Genomic DNA, 22,937 nt, shown 5'->3' on the forward strand with positions numbered 1-22,937 from the left:
GCCTGCGCATCATGCGGGTCGCGCGCCAGCGGGACACGCTGAAGACGGTCGAGGGTGTTGAGCAGCGCACCTCCATGAACGACGCCCGGATCGCCCTATGCATCGCCCTGGGTCGGAACCTCGACGACATCGACGCCACATCCGGGCACGACCTCAGCCGCGAGTCCTACGAGTCCGTCCGTGAGTCCTGGCGGTGGAACATCCAAATGCACGGATGGAGCGAGTGGCACGAGCGGAATCTCAACGAGGCGCTGACCTGGTGGCGTGAGCGTCGCCCGGAATTCGTTGATGGAGACGACTGGCTCGCCGGAATCCTCAAGGAGGACCAGCCGTGATCGCCCGCCCGCCGTCCCCGATCCCGGTCCCGCATGCGGCCCCCGACATTCCGCTCGCCGAACCCCCAGCCCGCGACTGGGAAGACGACCCGCACATCGCAGCCCGGTACGACGACCGCTACTGGGATGACATGTATGACCGAGACGAGGAATGACCGTGAACGACTACCCGTACCTGCCTGCCGACTGCCGCAAGGGCCGCTGCGACCACGAGACCGGCCGCTGCACGCGCTACCGGTCCCGCCGATGCCTGTCCGGCGAATGCACCCACGCCAGCAAGAACCTCTTCTGCGCGGTGAACTACCCGACCACCGCCGAGAACAGTGACGCGACTGCCCGATGAGCGCCCCGGCCCCGACGATCGCCGACGAGTTCCCGATCCACCGCGTCCGCTTCGTCAACGGCCGCACCTGGCATCGCACCCGTCGGCCCGACGACGAACGCTGGTGGGACCTGCTCGAAGCCGCCTGCGGGAAGACTGGCTACCTCGCCTCCGGCTACACCCTCGGGACGATCACTGAATGCCGTGGATGCCGGCGCGCCGTGGAACGCGACACCTGACCCCCCGCACGACGAAGGTCCCGCCCCCACAATCTGGGGCGGGACCTTCGTCGCGCCGTCAGCGCGGAGACGCCGCCTGGTGCCGCTGCCACCACCGGTAGCCCGCCCGCGGTGCCTCCCAATACACGGCCCGCAGGATCCAGTAGCCGGCGTGGAGCATCCACCACATCAGTACGAACATGCCGACGATCGCCTTGACGCACAGACCGAAGAACCCGGCTGTAGATCTCCCCGGCGACATCGACACACTCAACGGGCCAATGCCGCCCCCGAGTCGAACCCCCATCGCATCCCCCCAGCTTGGTGCACGCACCCCCGGCGTGCGCGGTGGCGGGATGCTACCGCCGACGGCCGCGGGCCCGGCGGGTCTTCGCGGCTTTCCGCGCCATGACGGAACGCTGCGGGAACGTCCGGCCGGCGTTGCTGATCCTCGCCGCCTTCGACTTACTGGCGCCCTTGCGTCGTAGCGCGCGGTACGTGTCCTGGCGTGAGCGGTAGACGAAGCCGTAGCGGCCACCTCGGGCGGAGACCATCGCTGCTCCCTTGTCGCGGTTGCCTTCAATGGTGCGCCCGCGACCAGGGTTGAGGTAGGGGAGTTAGCGACTAATGCGCGCCGATGTCCTACGATTCAAAGGTGCAGGTGGTGTAATCCTGAAAAATCGACGGCAGTGAGGGGAGTGCGGGCATGGCTGGCGGACCCAACCCGTACAAGCGGAAGAACCCGGCCGAGAAGGCCGAGCGTGCCGCGATCGTCTTCGACCTCAAGCGCGACGGCCACAGCTTCCGGGATATCGAAGCGATCACTGCTGCACCTGACGGGCCGACCGGAGGCGTCCGCGTTCCCTGGAGCACCGCCCGCGACCTCGTCCGGGAAGAAGCCCAACGCCGTGTCGACCCGCGCGTGGAGGAGTACCGGTCCCTCGAACTCGCCCGCCTCGAAGCCGCATTGGAGCGCCTTCATAACATGGAGGAATCCGTCCGCACGGTCATGGCGCGCAAGCACATCACCGTCAACAACGGGCGCGTCATCAAGGCCGTCAACCCCGACAGCGGCGAGGAAGAAACCGTCGAGGACGACACCTTCGTCCTGCAGGCCGTCGACCGCCTCAACCGCATCGAAGAGTCCCGCCGCAAGACCAGCGAATCCATCCGACGCCTCCTCGGCCTCGACGCCCCGACGAAGGTGGAGGCGACGGTCACGGAGACCACCCAGCAGGACATCGAACTGCAGGAGATGGTCGCAGAGATGCGGGCGAAGAACGCTAACGTTGCCGAAGGGCTGCGCGCGCAGCGGGAGCCGGGCGAGTGACCACGGCCGTCGACCACCCGCGCATCGCTGACCCGTATGACGAGGCGGCGAACGCCGACACGTTCGACTTCCCCGCCTGGGTCGCCAGCATCGACGTGCGCCTCCTCGATGGCAGCCCTCAATACCGCGACGCCCGCATCGAAGCCACACGTCTAGACCCGCTCCTCTTCGCCGTCCTCTACTGCCTGCATCACCTCCGCGACCCAGAAGGGCGCGTCACGTTCGCCGACGCCCACCTGGAATGGGTGCGCCTCGCCCGACAATGGGCCATCCCGCCGGCCGCGCCGATGGAGCAGCGGGACGCGTTCCTCGCCCCCCGGGATACCGGCAAGAGCACGTGGATGCTGTTCATCCTGCCGCTGTGGGCCGCCGCTCACGGGCACGTCAAGTTCGCCGCCGTGTTCGCCGACTCCGGACCACAGGCCGAAATGCATCTCGGCACGTTCCGCAAGGAAGTCGACGAGAACGCCGCCCTGCGAAGGGACTTCCCGAAACTCTGCACCGCGGGCCGGCGCCCGTCCGGCGCATCCGAGTCCGACGCCAAACACATGGTCATCCGGCAGAACGGGTTCGTGTTCGCGGCAAAGGGCATCGACTCCAGCTCCCTCGGCATGAAGGTGGGGGAGCGGCGCCCGGACCTCTTGCTGCTAGACGATGTGGAGCCGGACGAGTCCAGCTACAGCGCCTACCAGGCGGACAAGCGGCTGAAGACCGTCACGGACGCGATCCTGCCCCTCAACATCTACGCGAGGGTGGTCCTCAGCGGCACCGTAACGATGCCGGGCAGCATTACGCATCAGCTGGTGAAGTGGGGCAAGGGGGAGCGCACCGAAGGCAACGCGTGGGTGGGGGAGCAGCAGTTCCGCGTCCACCACCACCTGCCGGTCATCGCTGACGACTTCGGCCGTGAGCGGTCCATGTGGCCGTCGAAGTGGCCGCTCTCCTTCCTCAAGCAGATCGAGCACACCCGCAGCTACCGCAAGAACTACCTCAACGATCCGATGGCCGCGGACGGCGCCTACTGGTCCGAGGACGACTTCACCTACGGCGCGTTCCCAACCGCCCGCACCTACCTGTCCGTCGACGGCGCTGTTACCACGAAGAAGACCTCGGACTTCACCGGCCTGTCCGTCGTCGGCTGGGCGCCCGCCAACAGCACGCACCCGGCGCGCTGCCTGGTGAAGTTCGCGCAGGCCGTGAAGTTGAAGGGCAAGCCGCTCCGTGCCCGCGTCCTGCAGATCCTCGAGAGCTTCCCCGAGATCGGCGCGATCCTCGTCGAGTCGAACCAGGGCGGTGACCTGTGGCTAGAGGTCTTCCACGACCTGCCCGTCAAGGTCGTCACGTTCAGCAACAGCGAGAAGAAGGAGACGCGCGCCGAGCGGCTCCTCAACCTTTACCAGCTGATCCCCGCCCGCGTGATGCACGCCGAGCCGCTGCCCGCGCTCGAGGAGCAGATGGTCGCCTTCCCCAAGGCCCCCAACGACGACCTCGTCGACACCGTCGGCAATGCGGTCCTGCGGTTCCTGAAGCCCCCGTCCAAGCCGCGGGCTGCGGTCCGCTCTGTGAGCCCGAGGTGAATTGATGGCGGGTACCGAGGATCTTGTCTACGCCTACCACGAGCTGTGCGATGCGCGGCCGGCGTATGCGAAGGCGGAGGCCTACTTCGACGGCGACGTGGATGAGATCTTCGCGTCGGACAAGGTCGCGCGGATGCTCGCCAAGTCCAACCTCGACGAGCTGGATGAGATCAACTTCGCGCGGATTCCCGTCACCGCGGTCACTGACCGCCTGCACATTACGGCGATCACCGCGGACGACGAGGGCGCGGATGCCGAGATCGCCGACCTGATCAAGCGGAACGAGCTCGACGAGGAACTCCCCGGCCTACACGTGCGGGCCTGCTCGCAGGGCGACGCCTACCTGATGGTGTGGCCCGACCTGGGCGAAGACGGCGAGCCCGCGGGCGTCGACATGTTCGTCAACGGGCCCGGCACGGTCCGCGTCATCTACGACGCAGAGAACCCGCTCCAGAAGAAGCTCGCGATCAAATCGTGGTGCATCGGGAGCGGGAAGACCCAGGTCATTCGCGCCGACCTCTGGTACGCGGACCGCATCGAGCGCTGGGCCTGGGAGGGCAAGCACTCAGGCAAGCAGGACAAGTGGGCGCCGTACACGGGCGACGAGCAGGACGCCATACTGCCGAACCCGTGGGGTGAGATCCCGTTCTTCCACTACAGGACGGGGCGCCCCTACGGCAGGCCTGAGCACTATGCCGCCTACGGTCCGCAGTCCGCCATTAACAAGATCGTGCTCGGGCATCTTGCCACCGTCGACTTCCAGAGCCTGCCGCAGCGGTACGGGCTCATCGACCCGGCCGTCGACCAGTCCGGCATGCAGTCCGACTTCGACCCCGAACGCCCTGAGGACATCGACGCCGACCCTGAGTCGCCCCTCAACCCGTCCCAGTTGCGCAATGATCCGGGCGAGATGTGGATGCTGCAAGGCCTGAAGGGTGTCGGCCAGTTCGCCGCGGCGGATCCGCAGGTGTATCTCGCGCCGTTCGACCGGTACGTCAAGGCGATGGCCCAGGTCACGTCGACGCCGTTCCAGGAGTTCGACTCGACCGGGGATGCGATCAGTGGGGAGGCGCGGCGGGAGGCCCGGGCCGCGCTCACCGCCCGCGTGCAGGCACGGCAGCGGTCGTTCGGGGCAACCCACCAGGACGCGTTCGAGTTCGCGCTGCGCCTCCTCGGCTACGACGACGTGACCGTCAGCGTGCGCTGGCAGCCCGCCGACTACCGCGACGACACCGAAGGCTGGGCCACCGTCCAGGCGAAGATCGACGCCGGTGTGCCGCGCGAACGCGCCCTCATCGAAGCCGGCTGCCCGCCTGAGATGGTCGAGGCTTGGCTGTCCACCCTCGACGACGACGCCGAACTGCAGCGCCGCGTCGACCTGCTCACCTCCCTCGGCAACGCCGTACAGGCATTGGGCACCGGCGTCCAGTTGGGCGCCATCTCCACGGAGCAGGTCACCGCCCTCCTCGACGGCGTGCTCGGCGCCGCGGAGACGCTCGGAGATGCGGAGGCCAACCGCTGATGGCCGCCGTCGCCACACCGCAGCAGCTCGCCGACCTCGTCCAGCAGCAACAGGCCGACGAGGCTGCCGCGCTGGAGGAGCAGACCGCGGAAGAGGCTGACGGCGGCGCGGGTGGTGCCCTGGCAGGGCTGGTGGCGGTTGCGCTGGCTGCGTGGGTGGCCGCGTTCGGGGCGCTCGCCGTCATAGGGGGCGGGCTGATGCTGGCGCGTCTGTTGGCAGGCCTGCGGGCGGACGTCGACCGCGCGGCCAGCGGGCTGGGGCGACGCTCACGCCGGGTACTGGAGGGGGCTCTGGCGGACGCGGCGGGGATGGGTGCGCGGCATGCCGTGGACTTCGCCCGCCGCGCGTCCGGTGACGACATCGGCGTGCCCGGTGTGGACGTGCCGGAGGCGGCACTGGATGCGGCGCGCGGACTCACGGATGTGGTCACCGAGCAACTCCGCCTCGCCGCCCGTCTGCTGGCCCCGCGCACGATCTCGGGCAGCGGCTGGCGGGGCGTCGTCCTCGCTCTGGCCGCGGCCAAGCGGGCGGCGACGCTCGTGCGGCAGACCGTCGCCTGGGCTGTGCACCGCGCCGTAAACGACGGCGCCGCACAGGTCGCCCAGCAGCTCGGGGCGCGCGGCCTGTGGGTTGCCGAGCCCGACGCCTGCGTGCGCTGCCTCGCCTACGCCGGACATCTCACCGACCGCGACGGCCACTTCCCCGGCGGCCTGTCCATGGACCCGCATTCACGCAGCACCCTCAAGGCGGCCATCGAAGGGCCGCCCCTGCACCCCGCATGCCGCTGCCGGCTCGTCCCCTGGATGCCCGACTGGGGCACCGGGCCCGGCAGCCTCCCCGAGCTTCTCCGCGACCAGGCGTGGCGCAGTATCGCCGCCGGCCGCGGGCGCCCCACCGAATCACATGCCGCCCGCCGCAGGGCGGCCCGAGCACTGCTGGCACGGCGCGGCCTGTCCGCGCGCGTCCGGCGACAGGCCACCGCGACCGCGGCCGGCCGCAGTTGAAGGAGAAACGCATGGCACCCATCACCCTGCCCGGCTGGACGCACCCGTACCGTGACCTGTTCGTCTGCTACGCCGACGGCGGCGACGACCCGGCCCCGGCCGACGACACGGCGGTCACCGTCGAGCCCGAGCCGGACGACACAGCCGCCGACGACTGGACGCCCCCGACCCGCGATGAGTACGAGAAGCTCATCGAGGGCAAGCGGAAGGCCGACGCCGAGGCCGCAGCCCGCCGCAAGTACCTGCGCCAGCACGGAATCGACCCGAAGACCGGCAACAAGATCGAGCCCGACGAGCCCGAGCCGGAGCCCGCCGCGGTCAAGGACGACCAGCCGCAGGGGCCGAGTGCCGCCGAGGTGAAGCGGCAGATCGAGAAGGCGACCGCCGAGGCCGAGCTGCGCGGGCTGCGCAAGACGAAGGCGCTCGTCACGGGCGTCAACTCTGCGCTCGCCGAGGCGGGTTGGAACGGGCAGCGCCTCAACTCGCTGATGAAACTGATCGACCTCGATGACGTGGACATCGACGAAGGGGAGATCACCGGTCTGTCCGAGCAGATCGACGCGATCAAGCAGGAGTGGCCGGAGTTCTTCAAGCGCACCCGCTCTGCCACTTCGTCCAATGGGGCTGGTGGTTCTGGCCAGAATGGTGTACCGGCAGCTAAGGTGGACGCGGCTGACAAGCCCGCGCCGAAGCCGGAGCCCAAGGGATGGGCCGAGACCCTCGCGCAGCGGGCACTTCGCGGCTGACAGCGCACTCCGGTGCGCGGCAGGACCGAGCGGGACGCTCACAGTTCGCCCAGGTAGGGCACCCACCATTCGTGCGGGCTGTGAGCCCCTCGCCCTCCTGGAGTGCCCATCGTGGCCAGCACCGACATCATCGACAACTGGATCCCGATCGAGTGGGACTCCGAAGTCATCACCCGAGTCCAGATGGACTCCGCGATCGAGCGCTACGCCCGGCCGCACGCCATGAAGTCTTCGACGAAGCGCATCCTGCGCTCCGGCGGCCTCACCGTCTCGGCCGGTACGACGTACACCCCCGACGCGACCGCCAACGACTACATCACGCTCACCGCGCGCCGCTTCCTCTCCCAGTTCGTGGTCGACGAGGACGACCTGGCCGACGCAGACTCCGTCATCGACACCATCAAGACCAAGGGTCTCGACTGGGCGATCTCCTACGCGGACACGTTCGACAACGCCTGCCTCGCCGTGTCGGGTACGGAGAACGGCACCACCGTCCCCTTCACGTCGCTGTACAAGTCGCTGCGGACCACCAACAGCGCCACCAGCTACACGGCCGACGCGAACTACTCGACGTGGGACGACGACAACGTCAGCTTCCCGGCGTCCGGCGGCGGCAACTCGCTGTACGAGAAGCTCTCCTCCACCTTCAAGAAGGTCGAGACCGGCAAGTTCTGGTCCCTCGCCGACTCCCTCGTCATCGCCGCCCCCGGCTGGCGTGACGCACTCCGTCTGTGCACCGACGGACAGGGACGCCCGATCTTCATCCAGGGCACCGCCGGAACCCCGGACAGCCTCTTCGACGTGCCGATCGCCTGGTCCCGCGGCTGCAAGGTCTCCGCAACCAACAGCGGCAGCCCCGCGGGCAACGACCTGCTGTTCTTCGGAAACCGCCAGTACCTCAAGCGCGGCGACCGCAGCGTGCCCGAGTCCCTCGTCGACCAGGCCCGCGCCCAGGACACCACCGACGACACCGCCGTCAAGTTCCGCGTCCGCAAGGGCTTCGGCGTCGGAAACGAGAACGCCTGGTCCGCCCTCGAGCGCATCACCGACTAGCCGGACCTCTCGGACTGCCGTCGGGGATTGGTGGGTGCCACCCCGGCGGCACCGGTGAACCCGAACCACGAGATGAGGGCGTTGTGGACTACGAGCAGATGAGCGTGCAGGAGCTGCGGGCCGAGAGTGTGCGCCGCGGCCTCGGCACCGCGCGCGCCCGCGCCGACCTCATCCAGCGCCTCACCGACCGCGACGCCGCCCCCGACAGCTCTGCCGGGGATGCCCCGGTCGACGAGGCCGTCCCCGCGCCAGCGCCGGCCAGTGCCCCGGCGGGCCCCCGCGCCTTCCGGCAGGACTTTGAGGCCGAGCCCGGCGGGCCTGACGAGGAAACCCACCTCGCCTACCGGCAGGCCACCATCCGGGCCGCCACCGAAGCCGGCCACACGCCGCGCGGTGACGCCCGGCTCGCGGCCACCGTCGACGGCCGGTGGGTGTATGAGGTGTCCGTCAGGCAGGTGACCTGACATGCCGTGGGCCACCACCAGCGACGTCACCACCTACACCGGCCTCACCGTCACAGGAGCGCAGGTAGAGCAGGCGCAGGCCGTCGTCGAATTGTTCGCCGACACGACGGAGGACGCCTCCGACGGCGGGGCCATCAGCGCCAAGAACCTGCGGCTCCTCAAGCTCGCCGTCTCCTACCAGGCCGCATGGATCACCCAGCACCCGGACGCTTTCACCAGCATGGACACCACGTCGGTGTCGCAGGATCAGGTGTCGGCTACATGGCTGCACGCCAACGCGGGGATCCTGGCGCCGTTGGCGACGCGGTGCATCGACCGCCTGTCGTGGAAGCGGATCCGCCCGCTGCGCGTCGGCCGCCGCCTCCCTGGCGGCATGATCCCCCGCACCCTGAACTTCACATCGGCGATCGAGGACGACAACGATCCTCGATGGCAGGCGCTCGGCTCGGACGGTGGACCGTGCTAGCCCGCGCCACCACCACCGTGACCGTGCTCCGCGGCACCTCGACGGACGGCTACGGCGACGAAGTCGACACCGACACCCCTGTGCACACCGGCATCCCCGTGTCGCTGGTCGAGCAGACCCGCCGGGTCACCACCCGCGACGACCCGACGCCCCGCGTCGTCCGCTACACCGTCGGCCGCGTCACCGCAGGCACCGACATCACCGACCAGGACCGCCTCCGGGATGAGCGCACCGGCGACATCTACATCGTCGACGCCGTCTCCGCCATGAACTCCGCAGCCGTAGCCGCAGACCTGCGGCTCGACCTGCGGCGCACCACCTAACCGAACACGGCCACACGCCCGGGGAGACCAGGCAGGCCAGCACGAGACCACCCACCGGAGAGGAGGGCGGCCATGGCGCGATCCCGCATGCGGATCGACCCATCCGCACGCACGCACGTCGACGCCGCCATCAACCGGTGGCTCGAGGAAGTCATCGGCCGCGCCATCCTCGGCGACGCCCAGCACCTCGTACCCAAGCGCACCGGCCGCCTACGGGATTCGCTGCGAGCGGAGGTCCACGACAAGGTTCTGCGCGTCGGATCCCTCGACTGCAACTACGCCTCCGACGTCGAACTCGGCACGCCGCCGCACGTCATCTTGCCGAAGAACAAGAAGGCCCTGCACTGGCCCGGCGCCGATCACCCCGTGCGCAAGGTCAACCACCCCGGCACCCAGCCTCAGCCGTACCTCCGGCCGGCCCTGTACCAGCGGAGGACCGGATGAGCCTCCTGCTGCGCGCCACGAACGAACTCGTCACGATTGCCTGGCTCAAGACCGTCGTCGGCGACCGCGTGGCCACCACGCTACCGAAGGACAACAGCACGTGGGCCGCCTCGGGTTTCGTCACGACGGACACCGTCGGCGGCTCGCCGAACATCTACGTCCCGCTCCGCGAGCCCGTCATGTCCGCGGACTGCTGGGCATTCAACCCTGGCAGCCAGAAGCCGCCATGGAACAAGGCCGCCACTCTGGCCGAAGCGATTCAGGCGGCATGCTGGGACCACCCCACCATCCCGCAGCGGGTCACCCTCCCGACGGGCTACCCGGACGTTCTGGTCCGGTCCGCGTACTGCACCGGCGAGCCGCGGCGCGTCCCGGATGACCCGTCGTCCTACGCCCGCTACAACATCCCGGGCATCGCCCTCGCGTGGGTGGAGGTGCCGTCATGAGCCGCTACGCACTCCAAGGCGCCATCAGCCGGGACCTCCTCACCTGGAACGGCAAGGTCCTCGTCCACGGCGACCGGGCCGAGATGGAGTTCCTGGTTACCGGGGACGTCCGCGTCATCCCCTGCCCCCGCGACATCCCGCCCGAGCAGACCCTCGAGATCCGCTTCCACCCCCAGCTCGCCTCAGTGACGTGGCCCTTGACCAAGGAGCAGTTCCGGTGACCCATCGCATCACCACCACCATGCAGCCCGGCGTCATCCTCGAGGTCGAGGACGCCGAATACACCGACCTCACCCGGCAGGGCCTCGTCCTCGTCGACTACTCCGAGCAGGCCGCGGCAGCAGCACCGGCCACCACCAAGAAGGCCGCCCCGTCGGCCACCACCAAGGAGGGCTGACCGTTGAGCGTCACCACCACCAACCTCGTTCAGGGCCCGGCGACGCTCTACAGCGGAGCTTTCGGCGCCACCGAGCCGCTCGACACCGCCGTCAACACCACCCCGGCCGCATCGTCGTGGACGGACGTCGGCGGCACCCAGGACGGTGTCAAGCTGACCGTCGACCAGTCCTACACGGAGCTGGAGGTCGACCAGGTCGTCGACCGTGTCGGCTCCCGGCTGACGAAGCGTGACTTCACCCTCGAGACGTCGATGGCCGAGGTCACCCTCACCAACCTGTCGCTCTCCCTCAACGGCGGCACGTCCGCGTCGGGCGCCGGCTACGCCAGCTTCGAGCCGGCCTTCGCATCCAGTGCGACCCAGCCCACCTACAAGGCGCTGCTGTTCGACGGCTGGGCGCCCGGCACGAGCGCGTTCAACCGGCGCGTCATCGTCCGCAAGACCCTGTCCACGGACGCGGTGGAGATGGGCTACACGAAGGACAAGCAGACCTTGTTCGGGGTCAAGTTCTCCGGCCACTACGTGTCCGCGTCCATCGCCCCCATCCACGTGGTCGACCAGACCAGCTAGCCCAACCCGCCTGCACGCATCGAGGAGCACCACCCATGGCACCCACCACCCCCGCCCGTACCCGCCAGGCGACTGCAGCCCGCAAGAAGGCCGCGGCCAAGCCCGTCAACGGAAGCGTCGACCTGGACTTCGAGCCGATCCACATCGACGCCGACGACGACATCGAAGAGGAGCGGGTCCCGCTCTTCTTCATCGGCGACGACGAGTACACGATCCCCAAGGAGATCCCGCGGGGCGTGGCCCTGCAATACCTGCGGCACGCTGCCGAGGTCGGGCATGAACTGGCGACCGCCCCGCTCCTGATTCGCGTGCTGGGTGAGGACGCGTACATGGCGCTGGAGCAGTCCAAGGCGCTGAAGGAAGACCAGCTAGGGAAGATCGTCGACATCATCATCCGGCTCGCCCTCGGCAAGCAGGAGGAGAAGGGGGGAAAAGCAGTCCGGCGTGGCTGACGAGCCTGCACGACTGGCTGTACGGGCAGGGCTGGCTGGACGCGATCGCGGACCGGCTCGGCCAGGTCATGTGGGTCCTCGACCACGAAGACGACTTGGATGCGGACTTCCTGGCCATCTACGGCATTGACCTCCGTGAGCAAGAGGTCGACGGCCCCCGCTACTTCGCCCTCGCGCACCGGCTCACCGCCTACCAGGGCGTGATGGCGGCCCGCGTCGACCAAGAGCAAGACCGCACGAGCAGCACAACCACCCGCACCAGCAGAACCCAGCCCGCCCAACAGGGCGGCAGCGAGACGAAGGAAGTCTCGCTGACGGCGTTCCGGGTCATGTTCCCCGGAATCGTGAGCGGAGGAGCAGGTGGCGGGTAGCTTCAGGATCGCTGAGGGCTACGTCGAGGTCGGCGCCGACGAGTCGAACTACGACCGCGCGATGGCGCGCCTGAAGTCGAAGAAGAACACGGCCACCGTCACCCTCGACATCGACGACACTGCCGCCCTCGCCAAGCTGCGCCGCTTTGCCGACGAGCACAGCCGGACCGTCCTCAAGGCGGTCATTGACGCCGACCTGTCTGAGACGTCAGTGCGCCGAGTCACGGCCAAGCTCGACGCACTCACCAAAGACCGCACGGTCCGGATCCTCGCCACTGCGGACACCCGCGTCGCGGCCGATGAGATCCGCAACCTGACACAGCGCCGCAGGGTCCGCATCGGTATCGACGTCGACACCCGGGTCGCAGCCGACGACATCGCAAACCTCACCCGGCGCCGCACCATGCGGGTTGTCGCGGACGCCGACACGGCGGCGGCCAGGGCGCGCCTGGACCTGTTGACCCGTGACCGGCGCATGAACGTGCGCGTCGACGTCGACCGATCCGCGATCTCGATGCTCACCAGCCTCGGCGGTGGCGGCGGTGGCGGCATGGGCATGCTGTCGTCGAGCCTGGCCCGCCTGGTCGCGATCGGTGTCGGCGCCCTGCCCACGATTGCCTCCCTCGGCCAGTCCCTCGCCGCTATGGGCCCTGCGGCTGCTTTGGCAGCACCCGCGGTCCTCTCTCTGGGCGCGGCATTCGCAGCCATCAAGGTCGGCACGTCCGGGATCGGTGATGCCTTCAAGGCCGCGTTCGCCCCGGCGACGTCCAGTGCGGGCGCGGCCACCAAGAGCATCCGGCAGGTCGAGAACGCCGAGCGATCCCTCGCCAAGGCCCAGCAGGGAGTGAAGGATGCGGAGGTAGCGGCTGCGGCAGCCCGCGTGCAGGCGGCCCGGCAGATCAAGGACGCCCAACTCAACCTGAAGAACACCGTCTCGGACGTCGCCGACTCCAACCGGCGCGCGGCCGAGCAGGTCGCCCAGGCCGAACGCGACCTCACCCAGGCACAGAAGGATGCAAAGCAGGCCCAGGAAGACCTCACGCAGGCCCGCAAGGACGCCGCCCGCCAGCTCGAGGACCTGGCGAACCAGCAGAAGGACGCCGAACTCGACCGCCGCGACGCGGTCCTCCAAGTCCAGGACGCGCAGGACGAGCTCAACAAGGTGCTGGCCGACCCGAAGGCCACACAGCAACAGCGGGACGAAGCCCAGCTCAACTACGACCAGGCCGTCCAACACCTGTCCGAGATCGAACTTCGACAGAAGCGCCTCGCCGAGGACGCAGCCGCCGCGAACAAGGCCGGCGTTGAGGGCTCCGACCAGGTCAAGAACGCACAGGACCGTCTCGCTGGAGCCCAGCAGAACGTCACCGACAAGACACGCGAGCTCAAGGACGCCCAGATTGAGGCGGCCCGCACCCAGGTCGACGGCGCCCAGAAGATCGCGAAGGCCGAACGGGATGTCGCAGACGCCCGCGAGGCCGCACGGAAGGCCGCGGTGGACGGGGCGCGGCAGATCGCGGACGCGCAGGCGGCCGTCGCCGATGCGGCAAGGGCGCTCGCGGACGCGCAGACATCCGGCGCCACGGCGACCAACAAGGTTGCCGACGCCATGGCGAAACTCGCCCCCAACGCACGGGAGTTCGTCAACGCCGTCCTCGCCCAGGCGGGCGCGTGGCGGGCATTGAAACTCGACGTACAGAACGCCCTGTTCGCGGGCCTCGGAGCGACGTTCACGACCATGTCGACGGCCATCCTGCCGTCCCTCACGACCGGCCTGACAGGCACGGCAACGGTCCTGAACACGATGGCGAAGAACGCGGCCAGCGCGGTCACCGAACTCGCCAAGACCGGCACGCTGAAGCAGATGTTCGCCGGCCTCAACGAGGGCCTCAAGCCCCTCGCAAAGGTCCCCGGCCAGTTCGTCACCGCCCTCGCTCAGATCTCTGTTGCCGCCAGCCCTGCGTTCGCCCGGCTCACCACGGCGGCCGGTGGAGCAGCCGACCGGATCTCCCAGAAGCTCGCGGACGCGTTCAAGTCCGGCCACCTTGAGGACGCCATCAACCAGGCCGTCGACATCGCCAAGCAGTTCGGGCATCTGATCGGCGACATCTTCGGGACCCTCGGCAACATCATGAAGGCTGCCGCAGCCGGCGGCGGTGACGCGCTGGGCGGCCTCGGGGCGACGTTCAAGGAACTCCGCAAAATCACCGCGATGCCGGAAGTTCAGAAGGCGCTGACCAGTATCTTCCAGGCGGTCAACGCGATCGCGAAGCTGTTTGCGACGACGCTCGGTGCCGTGATCCAGGCGGTGCTGCCGCTGCTCGCCGCACTGGCCCCGGTGATCACGGAGCTTGCCGAAAAGTTCGGGCCCGTCTTGGCCGAGTTGGCGGAGGCGCTCGGCAAAGCACTCATGCCGATCATGGACGCGCTGCTGCCTGTCATCAAGGACATCGGCAAGGTGCTGATCGGCCTGGTGCAGGCGGTGATGCCTCTGCTGCAGCCCATCGGTGAAGTCCTGGCGGCGATCATCACCGCGATCGCACCGATCATCAAGTCGCTCGGCGGCTCGCTCGTGTCCCTTGTCGCCGCGCTCGCCCAGGGACTCGCTCCGGTGATCACCGCACTGGTCCCGGTCGTCGGCATGTTCGGGCAGTTCCTCGCCGCACTCGCCCCGATGTTCCCGCAGATCATCTCGGCGCTCATCCCGCTGATTCCGCCGCTGGCCCAGTTGGCCCTTTCGCTGCTGCAGCTGGCGATGCAGGTCCTCACCCCCCTGCTGCCGCTGATCATCCAGCTGGCTCAGCTGTTCTCGACTGTCCTGGCGGGCGCGATCGGCATCCTCGTGCCGGTGATCACGACGGTCATCGGGTGGATCACCAAGTTCGTCGACGGCATCACGGCGGGCGTGCATTGGATCGTCGACAAGTTCAAGTGGCTGTACGACGTGCTGGTCGGGCACAGCATCATCCCCGACCTGGTCCACGCGATCGTCGGCTTCTTCAAGGGGCTGTGGGACAAGACCAAGGAGATCTTTACGAACCTGAAGAACGGGGTCGTCTCGATCTGGAACTCGCTGTGGAACACGGTCCGCGACAAGTGGAACAGCTTCTGGGGCGGCCTCAAGTCGGCCTTCAGTAACGCCTGGAGCAGCTTCAAGAACAGCGTCACCAGTCTGAAGACGTCGATCACCAACACGTGGAACAGCCTGTGGAACGGGGTCCGCGACAAGATCACGTCGATCTTCTCCACGATCAGCGGCAAGATCACCAGCTTCAAGAACGGCATGAAGTCCGCGTTCTCCACGCTGCGGGACTCGCTCGGCACCATCTGGAACGGCGTCAAGTCGAAGATCAGTGCACCCATCAAGTTCGTGGTGGGAACGGTCTACAACAACGGCATTCGCAAAATGTGGAACTCGATCGCCGGAAAGATCAGCTCAAAGATCACCCTCCCTGCGATCCCCCTGAACTTCAACCGCGGCGGCGTCGTCCCCGGCACCGGCAACCGCGACACCGTCCCCGCCATGCTCACCCCCGGCGAACGCATCCTCTCCAACAGCCAGGTCGCCGCGCTCGGCGGACATCGCGGTATCGACGCCATGCTCGGCCGCGACCGGCCCACCAAGACCGGCGGCAACCCCACCAGTCAGCAGGAACGCGAACGCCACCAAGCCACCCAGAAGTACGGCAGCGGCGGCATCATCGGGAAAGTCACCGGGGCGATCGGAGGCGCCGTCAGCTCCGCCTACTCATGGAGCAAAGACCTCGTCCTCGGCGGGCTGCAGGCCGCCGCACGCAAGGCCCTCACTGCGCTCGTCCGCCCGCTCATCAACCAGATCCCCGGCAGCGGCATCGGCAACCTGATGCGCGGCCTCGCCAACAAAGCCGTCGACGGCATGCTCGGCTGGTTCGGCAACGAGGACAAGAAGGCCGTCGGCGGTCCCGCCGTGCAGAAGGCGCTGGCCTGGGTGAAGACCCAGAACGGGAAGGCGTACCAGTGGGCGGGTAACGGCAATCCCAGCTGGGACTGCAGTGGTCTGATGTCGGCGATTGAGAGCGTCATCCGCGGCGAGCACCCGCACCGCCGCTGGGCGACGGGCGCGTTCTCCGGGAACCGCGGCCCGTCCGGCTGGGTCCGCAACCTGAACTCACCCTTCGAAATCGGGATCACCAATGCCGGGGTGGGTCACACGGCAGGCACGTTGGCCGGGATGAATGTGGAGAGCTCCGGCGGCCGTGGCGTGCACATGGGCAAGAGCGCCCGCGGCGCCCACGACGGGCTGTTCACCTCCCGCTGGGGCTTCAAGCCCGCCACCAAGTACGACTCCGGCGGCCTGCTCCAGCCCGGCGCCACCATGGCCGTCAACGCCACCGGCAGGCCCGAACGGATCCTCGACCCCCAGCAGACCGCGATGTTCGAGCAGCTGGTGCACGGCGGCGGCGGGGTCACCATCCAGGCGATCAACGTGAACGGGACCTTCGACTTCTCCAGCCCCGCGTCCAGGAGGGCCGCCGCGAACGCCCTCGTAGCCGAGATGAAGGAAGCCATCCGCAAGTCCGATAGGAGCCGTGCCTGATGGCCTTGTTCAACTGGGGCGACCTCCAACTCGGCCGCATCCCCCTCAGGGAGACGTTCACCGCCAGCGAGTCCGGCGGCAGCGACCGCGGCCTCGACCTGGAAGGGCAGGAGTCCTATCCGCCACTCACCCGCGCCCAGGTCATCGCCCGACACGACGGCATCAACTCGCTGATTCCCGGCCAGGTCATCCCCGTCACCTTCACCGACAAGCCGGAACGCAACGGCTACTACACCGTCAGCAGCGCCTCGTCGACATACACCGAGTACCTCAACGAGACGGTCACCGCCTCCTGGAAGGTGTCCCTTGACCGGGTCGGCTCCGACGCCGAAACCGACCTGCAGAGCAGGCTGACGGGCGCCGTGAGACTCAACGACTTCGCCCTGACGGGGGAGCGCTGGCACGCCCCACCGATCGGCCACTACGCCTACTACACCGGGGCCACGAACGCGACCACGATGAGCCGCACCGGCGCCGACGGCGCGATCACCGTCTACCGCGGCGTGCCCGCCAACGTCTCCCCGCGGTGGGGCTGCGCACCCACCAGCTACCTGACGGGCCGCGTCAAGGTGACCACGACGGGCAGCCAGGAGGTGTACGGCGTCGACGTGCCCCTCGCCGCCACCGGGTGGTCCATGTCGAACGGGCTCGTCAACGTCACCACCAGCGCATCGGCCACCCTCGACGTGCAGACGTACAGCGGCGGCGCCTACGCCTCAAAGCTGTGGAACGCCTCCGTCGCCGGATCCGCCTCCTCGATCACATCGTGGGACGGGGCGACGCTACTCCGCAACGACCCCGAGATGTGCATTCTCAGGTTGACCAAGGGCCTCTCGCCGGGTCGGGCGACGCTGGATCTGACACTGCGCCGCGGCTCCCGCATCATCGAGGGCTACCTCCAAGTCGGCACCGCGAACACCCTCTGCGCCTACCGCTCTACTGCCGAGGCCGCCACGAACAACACGTCCTACCTGGTGGCCACCAACGATGACGCCGACGGCAACAAGTATGCGATCGGCTCCGCCCGCACGTTCACCGCGCACGCCAACGGCGGCGTCATCAAGGCCGCGACAACGGGTCTGGACTTCTGGATCGGCGCCGTCGCCTCCCAGGCCACCCTGAACAGCAACCCGACATTCGAGGTGGACACCGCCGGCTGGACTGCCACCTCCGCCACCCTCACCCGCAGCAACGCCCAGGCTAAATACGGCACCTGGTCGGGACTCCTCACCTCTACCGCTGCCGCAGCCCCCCGCGGCGAGACCAGCCAAGTCGCCGTCACCACTGGCGCCATGTACCGGGCGTCGGGCTGGCTGTTCGCCCCTGCCGCCATTCCCACGGGCGCCGGGGTGAACATCAACTGGTTCGACGCCGCGCACGCATACCTGTCGACCTCGTCGAACTCCACCGTCCCCGCAACCGGTGCATGGCTGTTCTACGACCAGACGTTCACCGCCCCCGCCAACGCCGCCTACGCCACCCTCGTGTACTCCATGGGGGGCACCCCCGGCGCGGGTGTCCTGCTGTACGGCGACGATCTGCGGCTGCGCGCCGCCACACCCTCCGGGGACGCCGCCACCGACCTGCGTGACCACTACGTGGCCGCAATGCCGGAAGCCGTCTACGGAGTCCGGAGGTAGCGCGCGTGGCCGTTCAGGAAGTCCTCAAAGCCCTCGGCTCCTGGGAGCTCAAACTCCTGCCAGCAGTGCCGCGCAATGTCCTCGACGCGATCGACTACTTCGGCCACGTCGCGATCATCCCTGGCCGGCTCGATCCGCTGCAGTACGGCGACAACCTGCTGACCGCGGCCCGCTACGTCGGCGTCGTCCGCACGAAGACGATCGGCGACGACGGGCGCACCAACGCGCCACAGGACGACGTCAGTGTCGGGGGCGTCGGCATGGCGTTCTGGCTCGGCGACGAGGACGGCAAGGGCTCGGTCTACGAGAACGCTGTCGAGCCCGCGTCCGCGTCGTTCGCCTCCACGATCAACATGCTGCTGCCGGCCTCTGGCGCGGGGGCAGTCACCGCGGGCACCATCTACTCGGTGTCCGGCACCTACACCGGACGGCACCTCTACGAGTCGCCGCGCACCGCCATCCAGTACGTGTGCGACACCATGTCCACCACCTCCGTGCCCGTCTCGTGGCGGGTCAACGGCAACGGGACGCTGGATGCCGGCCCGGACAGCAATCTCTTCGTTACGAACCCGACGTGCGTCATCGTGACGAAGGGGGCGGGCGAGGACATGGCGCTGCGCGCTCTGCCTGGCAGCCTGGACGTCACCCGGGATGTCGAGGACTACACCACCCGGGTCGTTCTCCTTGCCGAGGGGGAGGGCGACAGCATCGCCACCGGTGCTGCGGACATCTCCCCGGCGACCCCGTACAAGGACATCCACGGCCACACGCTGAAGTTGACCAGGCTGGTGTCGGAGTCGGATACGGCGACGAGCAATGCCAGCATCCGGGCGCAGCTGCAACTGTCGCAGTTCACGTCGACACGGAACGCCTTGCAACTGTCGACCGCCGACTACGACGTGCACGGGACCTTCGTGGTGGGCGACCGGGTGTGGGTGTACGACCCGGACTCGGGGCTCGTCGACACCACCACGGAGATCACCTTCCGGGGGATGCGGCTCAACCCGATCAAGTTGCAGGTCACCGAGACTTCCTGGGCTGTCACCGAGGGGTACACGGTCGCCTACCGGGCCGCCGACGGCACCTGGACCGACCTGACGAACTACGTCGAGTTCGAAACCGACACCACCAGTACGGTGACCGTCGGCGATTTCAGTCGCCAGCTCACTAACTCCTCGACGGAGCCTGTCGGATCCCGCCCCAACGCCGATACGTCCACGCCCGCGCAGCCGGTGTTCGTGGAGCCGTTCCTCGGCTCCGCGTACCTGGACAACAGGGGCTTCACTCGGGCCCGCGTCATCCTCTCGTGGAACGCGCCACTGAACGTCGACGGCTCCACCGTGCTCGACGGCGACCACTACGAGATCCGCTACGCCATCGACACCGACATGCTCTACCCCGCCACCTGGACCCAGGTGTCGCAGGTCAGATGGCAAGACCTGCAGTCGTGGGCGCAGCCGTTCGCCGCACCCGACGGCGACTGGCAGACGATGTTCGTCGCCTGGGGCGAGACCACGGCCCAACTGCAGGATCTCTCCCCGGGCGTCGGCTACGACGTCCAGATCCGTGCCGTCGACAAGACCGGCAACACGGGCGCCTGGTCCCCGACCACCACGTTCGTCGCCTCCGCCGACAACCTCCCGCCCTCAACGCCGGCCGCGCCGTCGGTGGCCGCGTCACGGATTGCCGTGCAGGTCACCCACACGCTCGGCAAAAGCTCGGGCGGCACCTACAACCTCGAGAGCGACATCGATCATCTCGAGGTGTACGGCGACTACGAGCCGACATTCACCCCGTCCGACTCCAACCGGCTGGGCAAGGTGAAGGCCACGGCGGGGATGATCCAGGCGCAGATCCCGGTGGTCGCGACGTTCAACGTCGAGTCGGTGGTGCCGACGTACATCCGGGTGGTGGCGGTCGACATCACCGGCAACCGCTCCGGGCCATCGGACGCTGCGAGCGCGACGGCGCTGCTGATCGACGACGCGCACATCTCCGACCTGACCGTCTCCAAGGTCACCGCCGGAACGATCAACGCGGACTTCATTGTGGGCGCCCGCATCAAGACCGCCGACACTGGCGCCAGGGTCGAACTCAACTCCGGTGGCATCGGGGCCTGGAACGCTGCCGGAACACAGACCGTCGCCATCGCAGGCGCGGACGGATCCGTGTCCATCATCGGCCAGCTCAAGTCGGGCACGGCAGGCAAGCGCATCGAGATCAACCCCACGGCGACACTGCTGCCGGAGATCCGCTGGTACGCCAACACGGGCACCGACTACGGCTTCATCAACGCCTTCTCCGCGGGCACGGACATCGCGCTTGGCGTGAACAGCAGCCCCTACGACGATGCGGGCGTCGAGGTGCAGTCCCGCATACTCCTCAACACCAGCGTTGCCCAGCTGGAAGTCACGCGGACCGACAACTTGCAGCGGCGCGGCGGCTATGTGTGGGCGGCTCCAGGCGCCCTCTACGCGGGATTCAACCGGGCGGGCGTGGAGGGCGGTCGCTTTTACGCGGACGGCAGCGTGGCGCAGGTCGGCTGGAACGACGGCACCGACGCCACTGCGAACGAGTTCCAGTTCGAGAGCGGTCGGACCCGTCACATCGGCCAGTGGGCCGACTTCGTCTCAGCCTCAAGTACCGACGGCATCTGGACCGCCAACGAGCCCTTCGGCGCCTCCGGTGACGTAGCCCTGTCCCTGGGATACGGCGCCACGATGGCGTCGACCATGACGCCCCTGGTGACCCTCCGTCACACCACGCTGCGGACCTGGCAAGTTACATCATCCAACAGCACAGGACTCACCGTGACCGTCGGCACATCGTCCGGGCAACCATCCATTGGCGTCTGGAGCTACCGTGTCTGACCTCAGGATTTACACCGTCGACTGGGTGACCGAGCGCCTCACCAACGGCGTGCCCCGCTGGCTCGTCCACAAGATTGACCAGGACGGCAACGGATCCGGGTACGTCTTCCCCAAGGACACCCTGGAATGGCGGGCCGCCGAATACGGGCTTACGGACGTCGACGAGATCCTCGACATGATCCTCCACGAGCCGCACCTGCCCGACCAGCCAGACCGCGACGACGCGGCAGCGCGGGTAGGGCTGGTCACTTCCGCCAGCCCTGACGCTGAGCCGATCACTCTCTTCAACGCGGCATCGACCGCTGACGCGCTGACCTCCCACCGGCTGCGCATCGACGACGCCAAACAGGTCCGGGCGCAAGTCCGGCCGCCGTCGAAGGGCAAGAACCCGCTGGATGTGATCCGCGCCAACCACGGCATCACGGCGAGCGGGCTGCGCGCGAAGCGGGAGCGGGTCGACATCCACCGCTGGCAGCTGCTGTACGGGGACCTCCCCGTACCTGTTCTCTCGACCGCCCTGGAGGTGCCTCGTGCCTGATCCGTCCACCACCCGCCTCGCCCTCTACAAGTCCAAGTCGGACGGGTCCGAGCTCGTCAACTACACGCAGGACATCGGCCAGAACTGGGACAAGGTCGACAACGCGGTCGGCTTCCAGGTCGTCACCTCCAGCACCCGCCCCGCAACCCCCTACGCTGGCAAGCCGATCGCCGAATCGGACACGGCGTACCGGACACTGTTCTCCAACGGGACCGCACCCGCATCCGCGTCCTGGGTGGAGATCCCCAACAGCAGCGCCACGTTCAACAACAACCTGAAGTTGGCTGCAGGCAAGCAAGTCAACATCGGCGCCTCAGGCTCTACGGCCAGCTACGTCGCCCTGCTGTCCAGCGCGACCGGCGACTACATCATGGCCAGCCGCGCCACCGGCGACTCCGTCTCCCGCCTCACCATCCGCGCCGACGGCCGCCTCGACTGGTCCAGCGGCACCACCGCAGTCGACACCAACCTGTTCCGCGACACCGCCAACGTCCTCCGCACCAACGACTCACTCACCGTCGACCTCAACCTGAGCGTGGCCGGGAACGCCAGCGTCACCGGCAACCTCACCGTGTCCGGCATCGGGCAGAGCCTCTTCGCACGCAAGACCGCCGACACGTCACGCGCCAGCACCGTGACCATGACCGACGACCCCCACCTCACGGTCTCGCTCGCCGCCAGCGCCACCTACATCATCTACGCCTACATCGTCTACCAGGCAGGCACCACCGGCGACATCAACGTCGCCTTCACGCAGCCGTCCGGCGCCGCCGGATCCTGGCAAGGCACCGGCCTCGGCCGCGGCGTCGGTGCCTCCGTCGGCATCGACGGCTTCACCGTCCGCATGAACACCAACGACATCGGTACCACGCAGCCCCGCTCCTACGGCGGAGACACCACCAACCAGGCAATCCAGATCATGGGTGTCGTCCGCACCTCATCCGCCGGCACGTTCGCCGTCCAGTGGTCCCAGGCCAGTACCGACGCCACCGCCACCATCCTGCGAACCGACTCGTGGATGCAGCTCACCCGCGTCGCATAAGGAGAGATCCATGGACTACCCACACATCACCATCGACGCCGAGAGTGCCGACCGGGAGAACAACGTCCAGGTCGACCTGACCATCGGAGGAAGCGTCCCTGTCGACGAGGCCGTACTGGTGGACGTCATCAAGAACCACCTGCGCGGGCTCTCGGGCATCGCCACCGCAACCGCAACCCAGTACAGCGTCACGCAGCAGACGATCTAGGAGGCCGCCATGTCCCTGTTCGA

28 protein-coding genes are annotated in these 22,937 nt (G+C 68.1%); 26 read left to right on the forward strand and 2 right to left on the reverse strand.

All coding sequences use genetic code 11. The annotated features are described in order from the left end of the window. The first annotated feature begins 11 nt into the window (after positions 1–11). The 4 genes from ACFY0T_RS05685 to ACFY0T_RS05700 are packed head-to-tail and all read left to right on the forward strand — an operon-like array spanning position 12 to position 896. Positions 12–335: a hypothetical protein gene (locus ACFY0T_RS05685; protein WP_388864903.1), complete on the forward strand. Its 324-nt coding sequence runs from the start codon at positions 12–14 to the stop codon at positions 333–335. Continuing rightward, on the forward strand, positions 332–490 hold the full coding sequence (locus ACFY0T_RS05690; RefSeq protein ID WP_388864905.1) for a hypothetical protein: 159 nt from the start codon (positions 332–334) through the stop codon (positions 488–490). Before ACFY0T_RS05685 ends, ACFY0T_RS05690 begins: the two co-directional genes overlap by 4 nt. A 2-nt stretch (positions 491–492) precedes the next feature. Then, positions 493–678 (forward strand): hypothetical protein, encoded by a 186-nt coding sequence (locus ACFY0T_RS05695; RefSeq protein WP_388864907.1) that lies wholly within the window; start codon positions 493–495, stop codon positions 676–678. Then, the gene (locus ACFY0T_RS05700; RefSeq protein ID WP_388864909.1) at positions 675–896 is read left to right on the forward strand and encodes a hypothetical protein; all 222 of its coding nucleotides are present in this window, start codon (positions 675–677) and stop codon (positions 894–896) included. Before ACFY0T_RS05695 ends, ACFY0T_RS05700 begins: the two co-directional genes overlap by 4 nt. Positions 897–954: 58 nt before the next feature. On the opposite strand, the gene ACFY0T_RS05705 is transcribed toward ACFY0T_RS05700, so the two are convergent. Continuing rightward, positions 955–1,137, reverse strand: coding sequence for a hypothetical protein (locus tag ACFY0T_RS05705; protein WP_388864911.1), 183 nt, complete (start codon positions 1,135–1,137; stop codon positions 955–957). 97 nt (positions 1,138–1,234) lie between these two features. Then, positions 1,235–1,429: a hypothetical protein gene (locus tag ACFY0T_RS05710; RefSeq protein ID WP_388864913.1), complete on the reverse strand. Its 195-nt coding sequence runs from the start codon at positions 1,427–1,429 to the stop codon at positions 1,235–1,237. A 152-nt stretch (positions 1,430–1,581) separates the two neighbouring features. On the opposite strand from ACFY0T_RS05710, the gene ACFY0T_RS05715 reads away from it, so the two are divergent. The 22 genes from ACFY0T_RS05715 to ACFY0T_RS05820 all read left to right on the forward strand — a co-directional run bounded on the left by ACFY0T_RS05715 (position 1,582) and on the right by ACFY0T_RS05820 (position 22,914). Continuing rightward, positions 1,582–2,205, forward strand: a complete 624-nt coding sequence (locus ACFY0T_RS05715) for a hypothetical protein (RefSeq protein WP_388864915.1) — start codon at positions 1,582–1,584, stop codon at positions 2,203–2,205. After that, positions 2,202–3,782 (forward strand): hypothetical protein, encoded by a 1,581-nt coding sequence (locus ACFY0T_RS05720; RefSeq protein WP_388864917.1) that lies wholly within the window; start codon positions 2,202–2,204, stop codon positions 3,780–3,782. Before ACFY0T_RS05715 ends, ACFY0T_RS05720 begins: the two co-directional genes overlap by 4 nt. A gap of 4 nt (positions 3,783–3,786) precedes the next feature. Beyond that, a complete protein-coding gene (locus ACFY0T_RS05725) occupies positions 3,787–5,304 on the forward strand; it encodes a hypothetical protein (RefSeq protein WP_388864919.1) in 1,518 nt (505 codons plus the stop codon). Further along, positions 5,304–6,308 (forward strand): hypothetical protein, encoded by a 1,005-nt coding sequence (locus tag ACFY0T_RS05730; RefSeq protein ID WP_388864920.1) that lies wholly within the window; start codon positions 5,304–5,306, stop codon positions 6,306–6,308. The genes ACFY0T_RS05725 and ACFY0T_RS05730 overlap by 1 nt, the downstream gene beginning before the upstream one ends. Before the next feature lie 11 nt (positions 6,309–6,319). Further along, positions 6,320–7,054, forward strand: coding sequence for a hypothetical protein (locus tag ACFY0T_RS05735; RefSeq protein ID WP_388864922.1), 735 nt, complete (start codon positions 6,320–6,322; stop codon positions 7,052–7,054). Positions 7,055–7,165: 111 nt separating this feature from the next. Then, complete coding sequence (locus ACFY0T_RS05740) at positions 7,166–8,107, forward strand: phage major capsid protein (protein WP_388864924.1); 942 nt, start codon at positions 7,166–7,168, stop codon at positions 8,105–8,107. Positions 8,108–8,190: 83 nt separating this feature from the next. Further along, positions 8,191–8,571: an SAP domain-containing protein gene (locus ACFY0T_RS05745; RefSeq protein WP_388864926.1), complete on the forward strand. Its 381-nt coding sequence runs from the start codon at positions 8,191–8,193 to the stop codon at positions 8,569–8,571. A gap of 1 nt (position 8,572) precedes the next feature. Beyond that, a complete protein-coding gene (locus ACFY0T_RS05750; protein ID WP_388864927.1) occupies positions 8,573–9,037 on the forward strand; it encodes a hypothetical protein in 465 nt (154 codons plus the stop codon). Continuing rightward, positions 9,031–9,360: a hypothetical protein gene (locus ACFY0T_RS05755; RefSeq protein ID WP_388864929.1), complete on the forward strand. Its 330-nt coding sequence runs from the start codon at positions 9,031–9,033 to the stop codon at positions 9,358–9,360. Before ACFY0T_RS05750 ends, ACFY0T_RS05755 begins: the two co-directional genes overlap by 7 nt. A 72-nt stretch (positions 9,361–9,432) precedes the next feature. After that, entirely contained in the window at positions 9,433–9,804 is a 372-nt protein-coding gene (locus ACFY0T_RS05760; RefSeq protein ID WP_388864931.1) for a hypothetical protein, read from the forward strand. After that, on the forward strand, positions 9,801–10,250 hold the full coding sequence (locus tag ACFY0T_RS05765) for a hypothetical protein (protein WP_388864933.1): 450 nt from the start codon (positions 9,801–9,803) through the stop codon (positions 10,248–10,250). Before ACFY0T_RS05760 ends, ACFY0T_RS05765 begins: the two co-directional genes overlap by 4 nt. Then, the gene (locus tag ACFY0T_RS05770; RefSeq protein WP_388864934.1) at positions 10,247–10,471 is read left to right on the forward strand and encodes a hypothetical protein; all 225 of its coding nucleotides are present in this window, start codon (positions 10,247–10,249) and stop codon (positions 10,469–10,471) included. Before ACFY0T_RS05765 ends, ACFY0T_RS05770 begins: the two co-directional genes overlap by 4 nt. Then, positions 10,468–10,647 carry a hypothetical protein gene (locus tag ACFY0T_RS05775; protein ID WP_388864936.1) on the forward strand — a complete coding sequence of 60 codons (180 nt, stop codon included), beginning with the start codon at positions 10,468–10,470 and terminating at the stop codon, positions 10,645–10,647. Before ACFY0T_RS05770 ends, ACFY0T_RS05775 begins: the two co-directional genes overlap by 4 nt. Positions 10,648–10,650: 3 nt before the next feature. Further along, the gene (locus tag ACFY0T_RS05780; RefSeq protein WP_388864938.1) at positions 10,651–11,217 is read left to right on the forward strand and encodes a hypothetical protein; all 567 of its coding nucleotides are present in this window, start codon (positions 10,651–10,653) and stop codon (positions 11,215–11,217) included. A 35-nt stretch (positions 11,218–11,252) separates the two neighbouring features. Then, on the forward strand, positions 11,253–11,669 hold the full coding sequence (locus tag ACFY0T_RS05785) for a hypothetical protein (protein WP_388864939.1): 417 nt from the start codon (positions 11,253–11,255) through the stop codon (positions 11,667–11,669). A gap of 68 nt (positions 11,670–11,737) precedes the next feature. Continuing rightward, the gene (locus ACFY0T_RS05790; RefSeq protein ID WP_388864941.1) at positions 11,738–12,040 is read left to right on the forward strand and encodes a hypothetical protein; all 303 of its coding nucleotides are present in this window, start codon (positions 11,738–11,740) and stop codon (positions 12,038–12,040) included. Further along, positions 12,030–16,616, forward strand: a complete 4,587-nt coding sequence (locus tag ACFY0T_RS05795) for a hypothetical protein (RefSeq protein WP_388864943.1) — start codon at positions 12,030–12,032, stop codon at positions 16,614–16,616. Before ACFY0T_RS05790 ends, ACFY0T_RS05795 begins: the two co-directional genes overlap by 11 nt. Then, positions 16,616–18,256: a hypothetical protein gene (locus tag ACFY0T_RS05800; protein ID WP_388864944.1), complete on the forward strand. Its 1,641-nt coding sequence runs from the start codon at positions 16,616–16,618 to the stop codon at positions 18,254–18,256. Before ACFY0T_RS05795 ends, ACFY0T_RS05800 begins: the two co-directional genes overlap by 1 nt. A gap of 5 nt (positions 18,257–18,261) precedes the next feature. After that, entirely contained in the window at positions 18,262–21,126 is a 2,865-nt protein-coding gene (locus ACFY0T_RS05805) for a fibronectin type III domain-containing protein (RefSeq protein ID WP_388864946.1), read from the forward strand. Next, positions 21,119–21,664 (forward strand): hypothetical protein, encoded by a 546-nt coding sequence (locus tag ACFY0T_RS05810; protein WP_388864948.1) that lies wholly within the window; start codon positions 21,119–21,121, stop codon positions 21,662–21,664. Before ACFY0T_RS05805 ends, ACFY0T_RS05810 begins: the two co-directional genes overlap by 8 nt. After that, positions 21,657–22,706 carry a hypothetical protein gene (locus ACFY0T_RS05815; protein WP_388864949.1) on the forward strand — a complete coding sequence of 350 codons (1,050 nt, stop codon included), beginning with the start codon at positions 21,657–21,659 and terminating at the stop codon, positions 22,704–22,706. The genes ACFY0T_RS05810 and ACFY0T_RS05815 overlap by 8 nt, the downstream gene beginning before the upstream one ends. A 10-nt stretch (positions 22,707–22,716) precedes the next feature. After that, positions 22,717–22,914, forward strand: a complete 198-nt coding sequence (locus ACFY0T_RS05820; RefSeq protein ID WP_388864951.1) for a hypothetical protein — start codon at positions 22,717–22,719, stop codon at positions 22,912–22,914. Positions 22,915–22,937 lie beyond the last annotated feature (23 nt).

Origin of the sequence: Streptomyces sp. NPDC001530, assembly GCF_042894545.1 — a bacterium.
Lineage (GTDB): Bacteria > Actinomycetota > Actinomycetes > Streptomycetales > Streptomycetaceae > Streptomyces.

Excerpts from the sequence above, each read along its gene's own strand:
- ACFY0T_RS05685 (WP_388864903.1), top strand. The coding sequence starts at position 12 with ATGCGGGTCGCGCGCCAGCGGGACACGCTGAAGACGGTCGAGGGTGTT.
- ACFY0T_RS05700 (WP_388864909.1), top strand. The coding sequence starts at position 675 with ATGAGCGCCCCGGCCCCGACGATCGCCGACGAGTTCCCGATCCACCGC.
- ACFY0T_RS05705 (WP_388864911.1), bottom strand. The coding sequence starts at position 1,137 with ATGTCGCCGGGGAGATCTACAGCCGGGTTCTTCGGTCTGTGCGTCAAG.
- ACFY0T_RS05710 (WP_388864913.1), bottom strand. The coding sequence starts at position 1,429 with ATGGTCTCCGCCCGAGGTGGCCGCTACGGCTTCGTCTACCGCTCACGC.
- ACFY0T_RS05715 (WP_388864915.1), top strand. The coding sequence starts at position 1,582 with ATGGCTGGCGGACCCAACCCGTACAAGCGGAAGAACCCGGCCGAGAAG.
- ACFY0T_RS05725 (WP_388864919.1), top strand. The coding sequence starts at position 3,787 with ATGGCGGGTACCGAGGATCTTGTCTACGCCTACCACGAGCTGTGCGAT.
- ACFY0T_RS05730 (WP_388864920.1), top strand. The coding sequence starts at position 5,304 with ATGGCCGCCGTCGCCACACCGCAGCAGCTCGCCGACCTCGTCCAGCAG.
- ACFY0T_RS05735 (WP_388864922.1), top strand. The coding sequence starts at position 6,320 with ATGGCACCCATCACCCTGCCCGGCTGGACGCACCCGTACCGTGACCTG.
- ACFY0T_RS05750 (WP_388864927.1), top strand. The coding sequence starts at position 8,573 with ATGCCGTGGGCCACCACCAGCGACGTCACCACCTACACCGGCCTCACC.
- ACFY0T_RS05760 (WP_388864931.1), top strand. The coding sequence starts at position 9,433 with ATGGCGCGATCCCGCATGCGGATCGACCCATCCGCACGCACGCACGTC.
- ACFY0T_RS05765 (WP_388864933.1), top strand. The coding sequence starts at position 9,801 with ATGAGCCTCCTGCTGCGCGCCACGAACGAACTCGTCACGATTGCCTGG.
- ACFY0T_RS05770 (WP_388864934.1), top strand. The coding sequence starts at position 10,247 with ATGAGCCGCTACGCACTCCAAGGCGCCATCAGCCGGGACCTCCTCACC.
- ACFY0T_RS05785 (WP_388864939.1), top strand. The coding sequence starts at position 11,253 with ATGGCACCCACCACCCCCGCCCGTACCCGCCAGGCGACTGCAGCCCGC.
- ACFY0T_RS05790 (WP_388864941.1), top strand. The coding sequence starts at position 11,738 with ATGTGGGTCCTCGACCACGAAGACGACTTGGATGCGGACTTCCTGGCC.
- ACFY0T_RS05800 (WP_388864944.1), top strand. The coding sequence starts at position 16,616 with ATGGCCTTGTTCAACTGGGGCGACCTCCAACTCGGCCGCATCCCCCTC.
- ACFY0T_RS05820 (WP_388864951.1), top strand. The coding sequence starts at position 22,717 with ATGGACTACCCACACATCACCATCGACGCCGAGAGTGCCGACCGGGAG.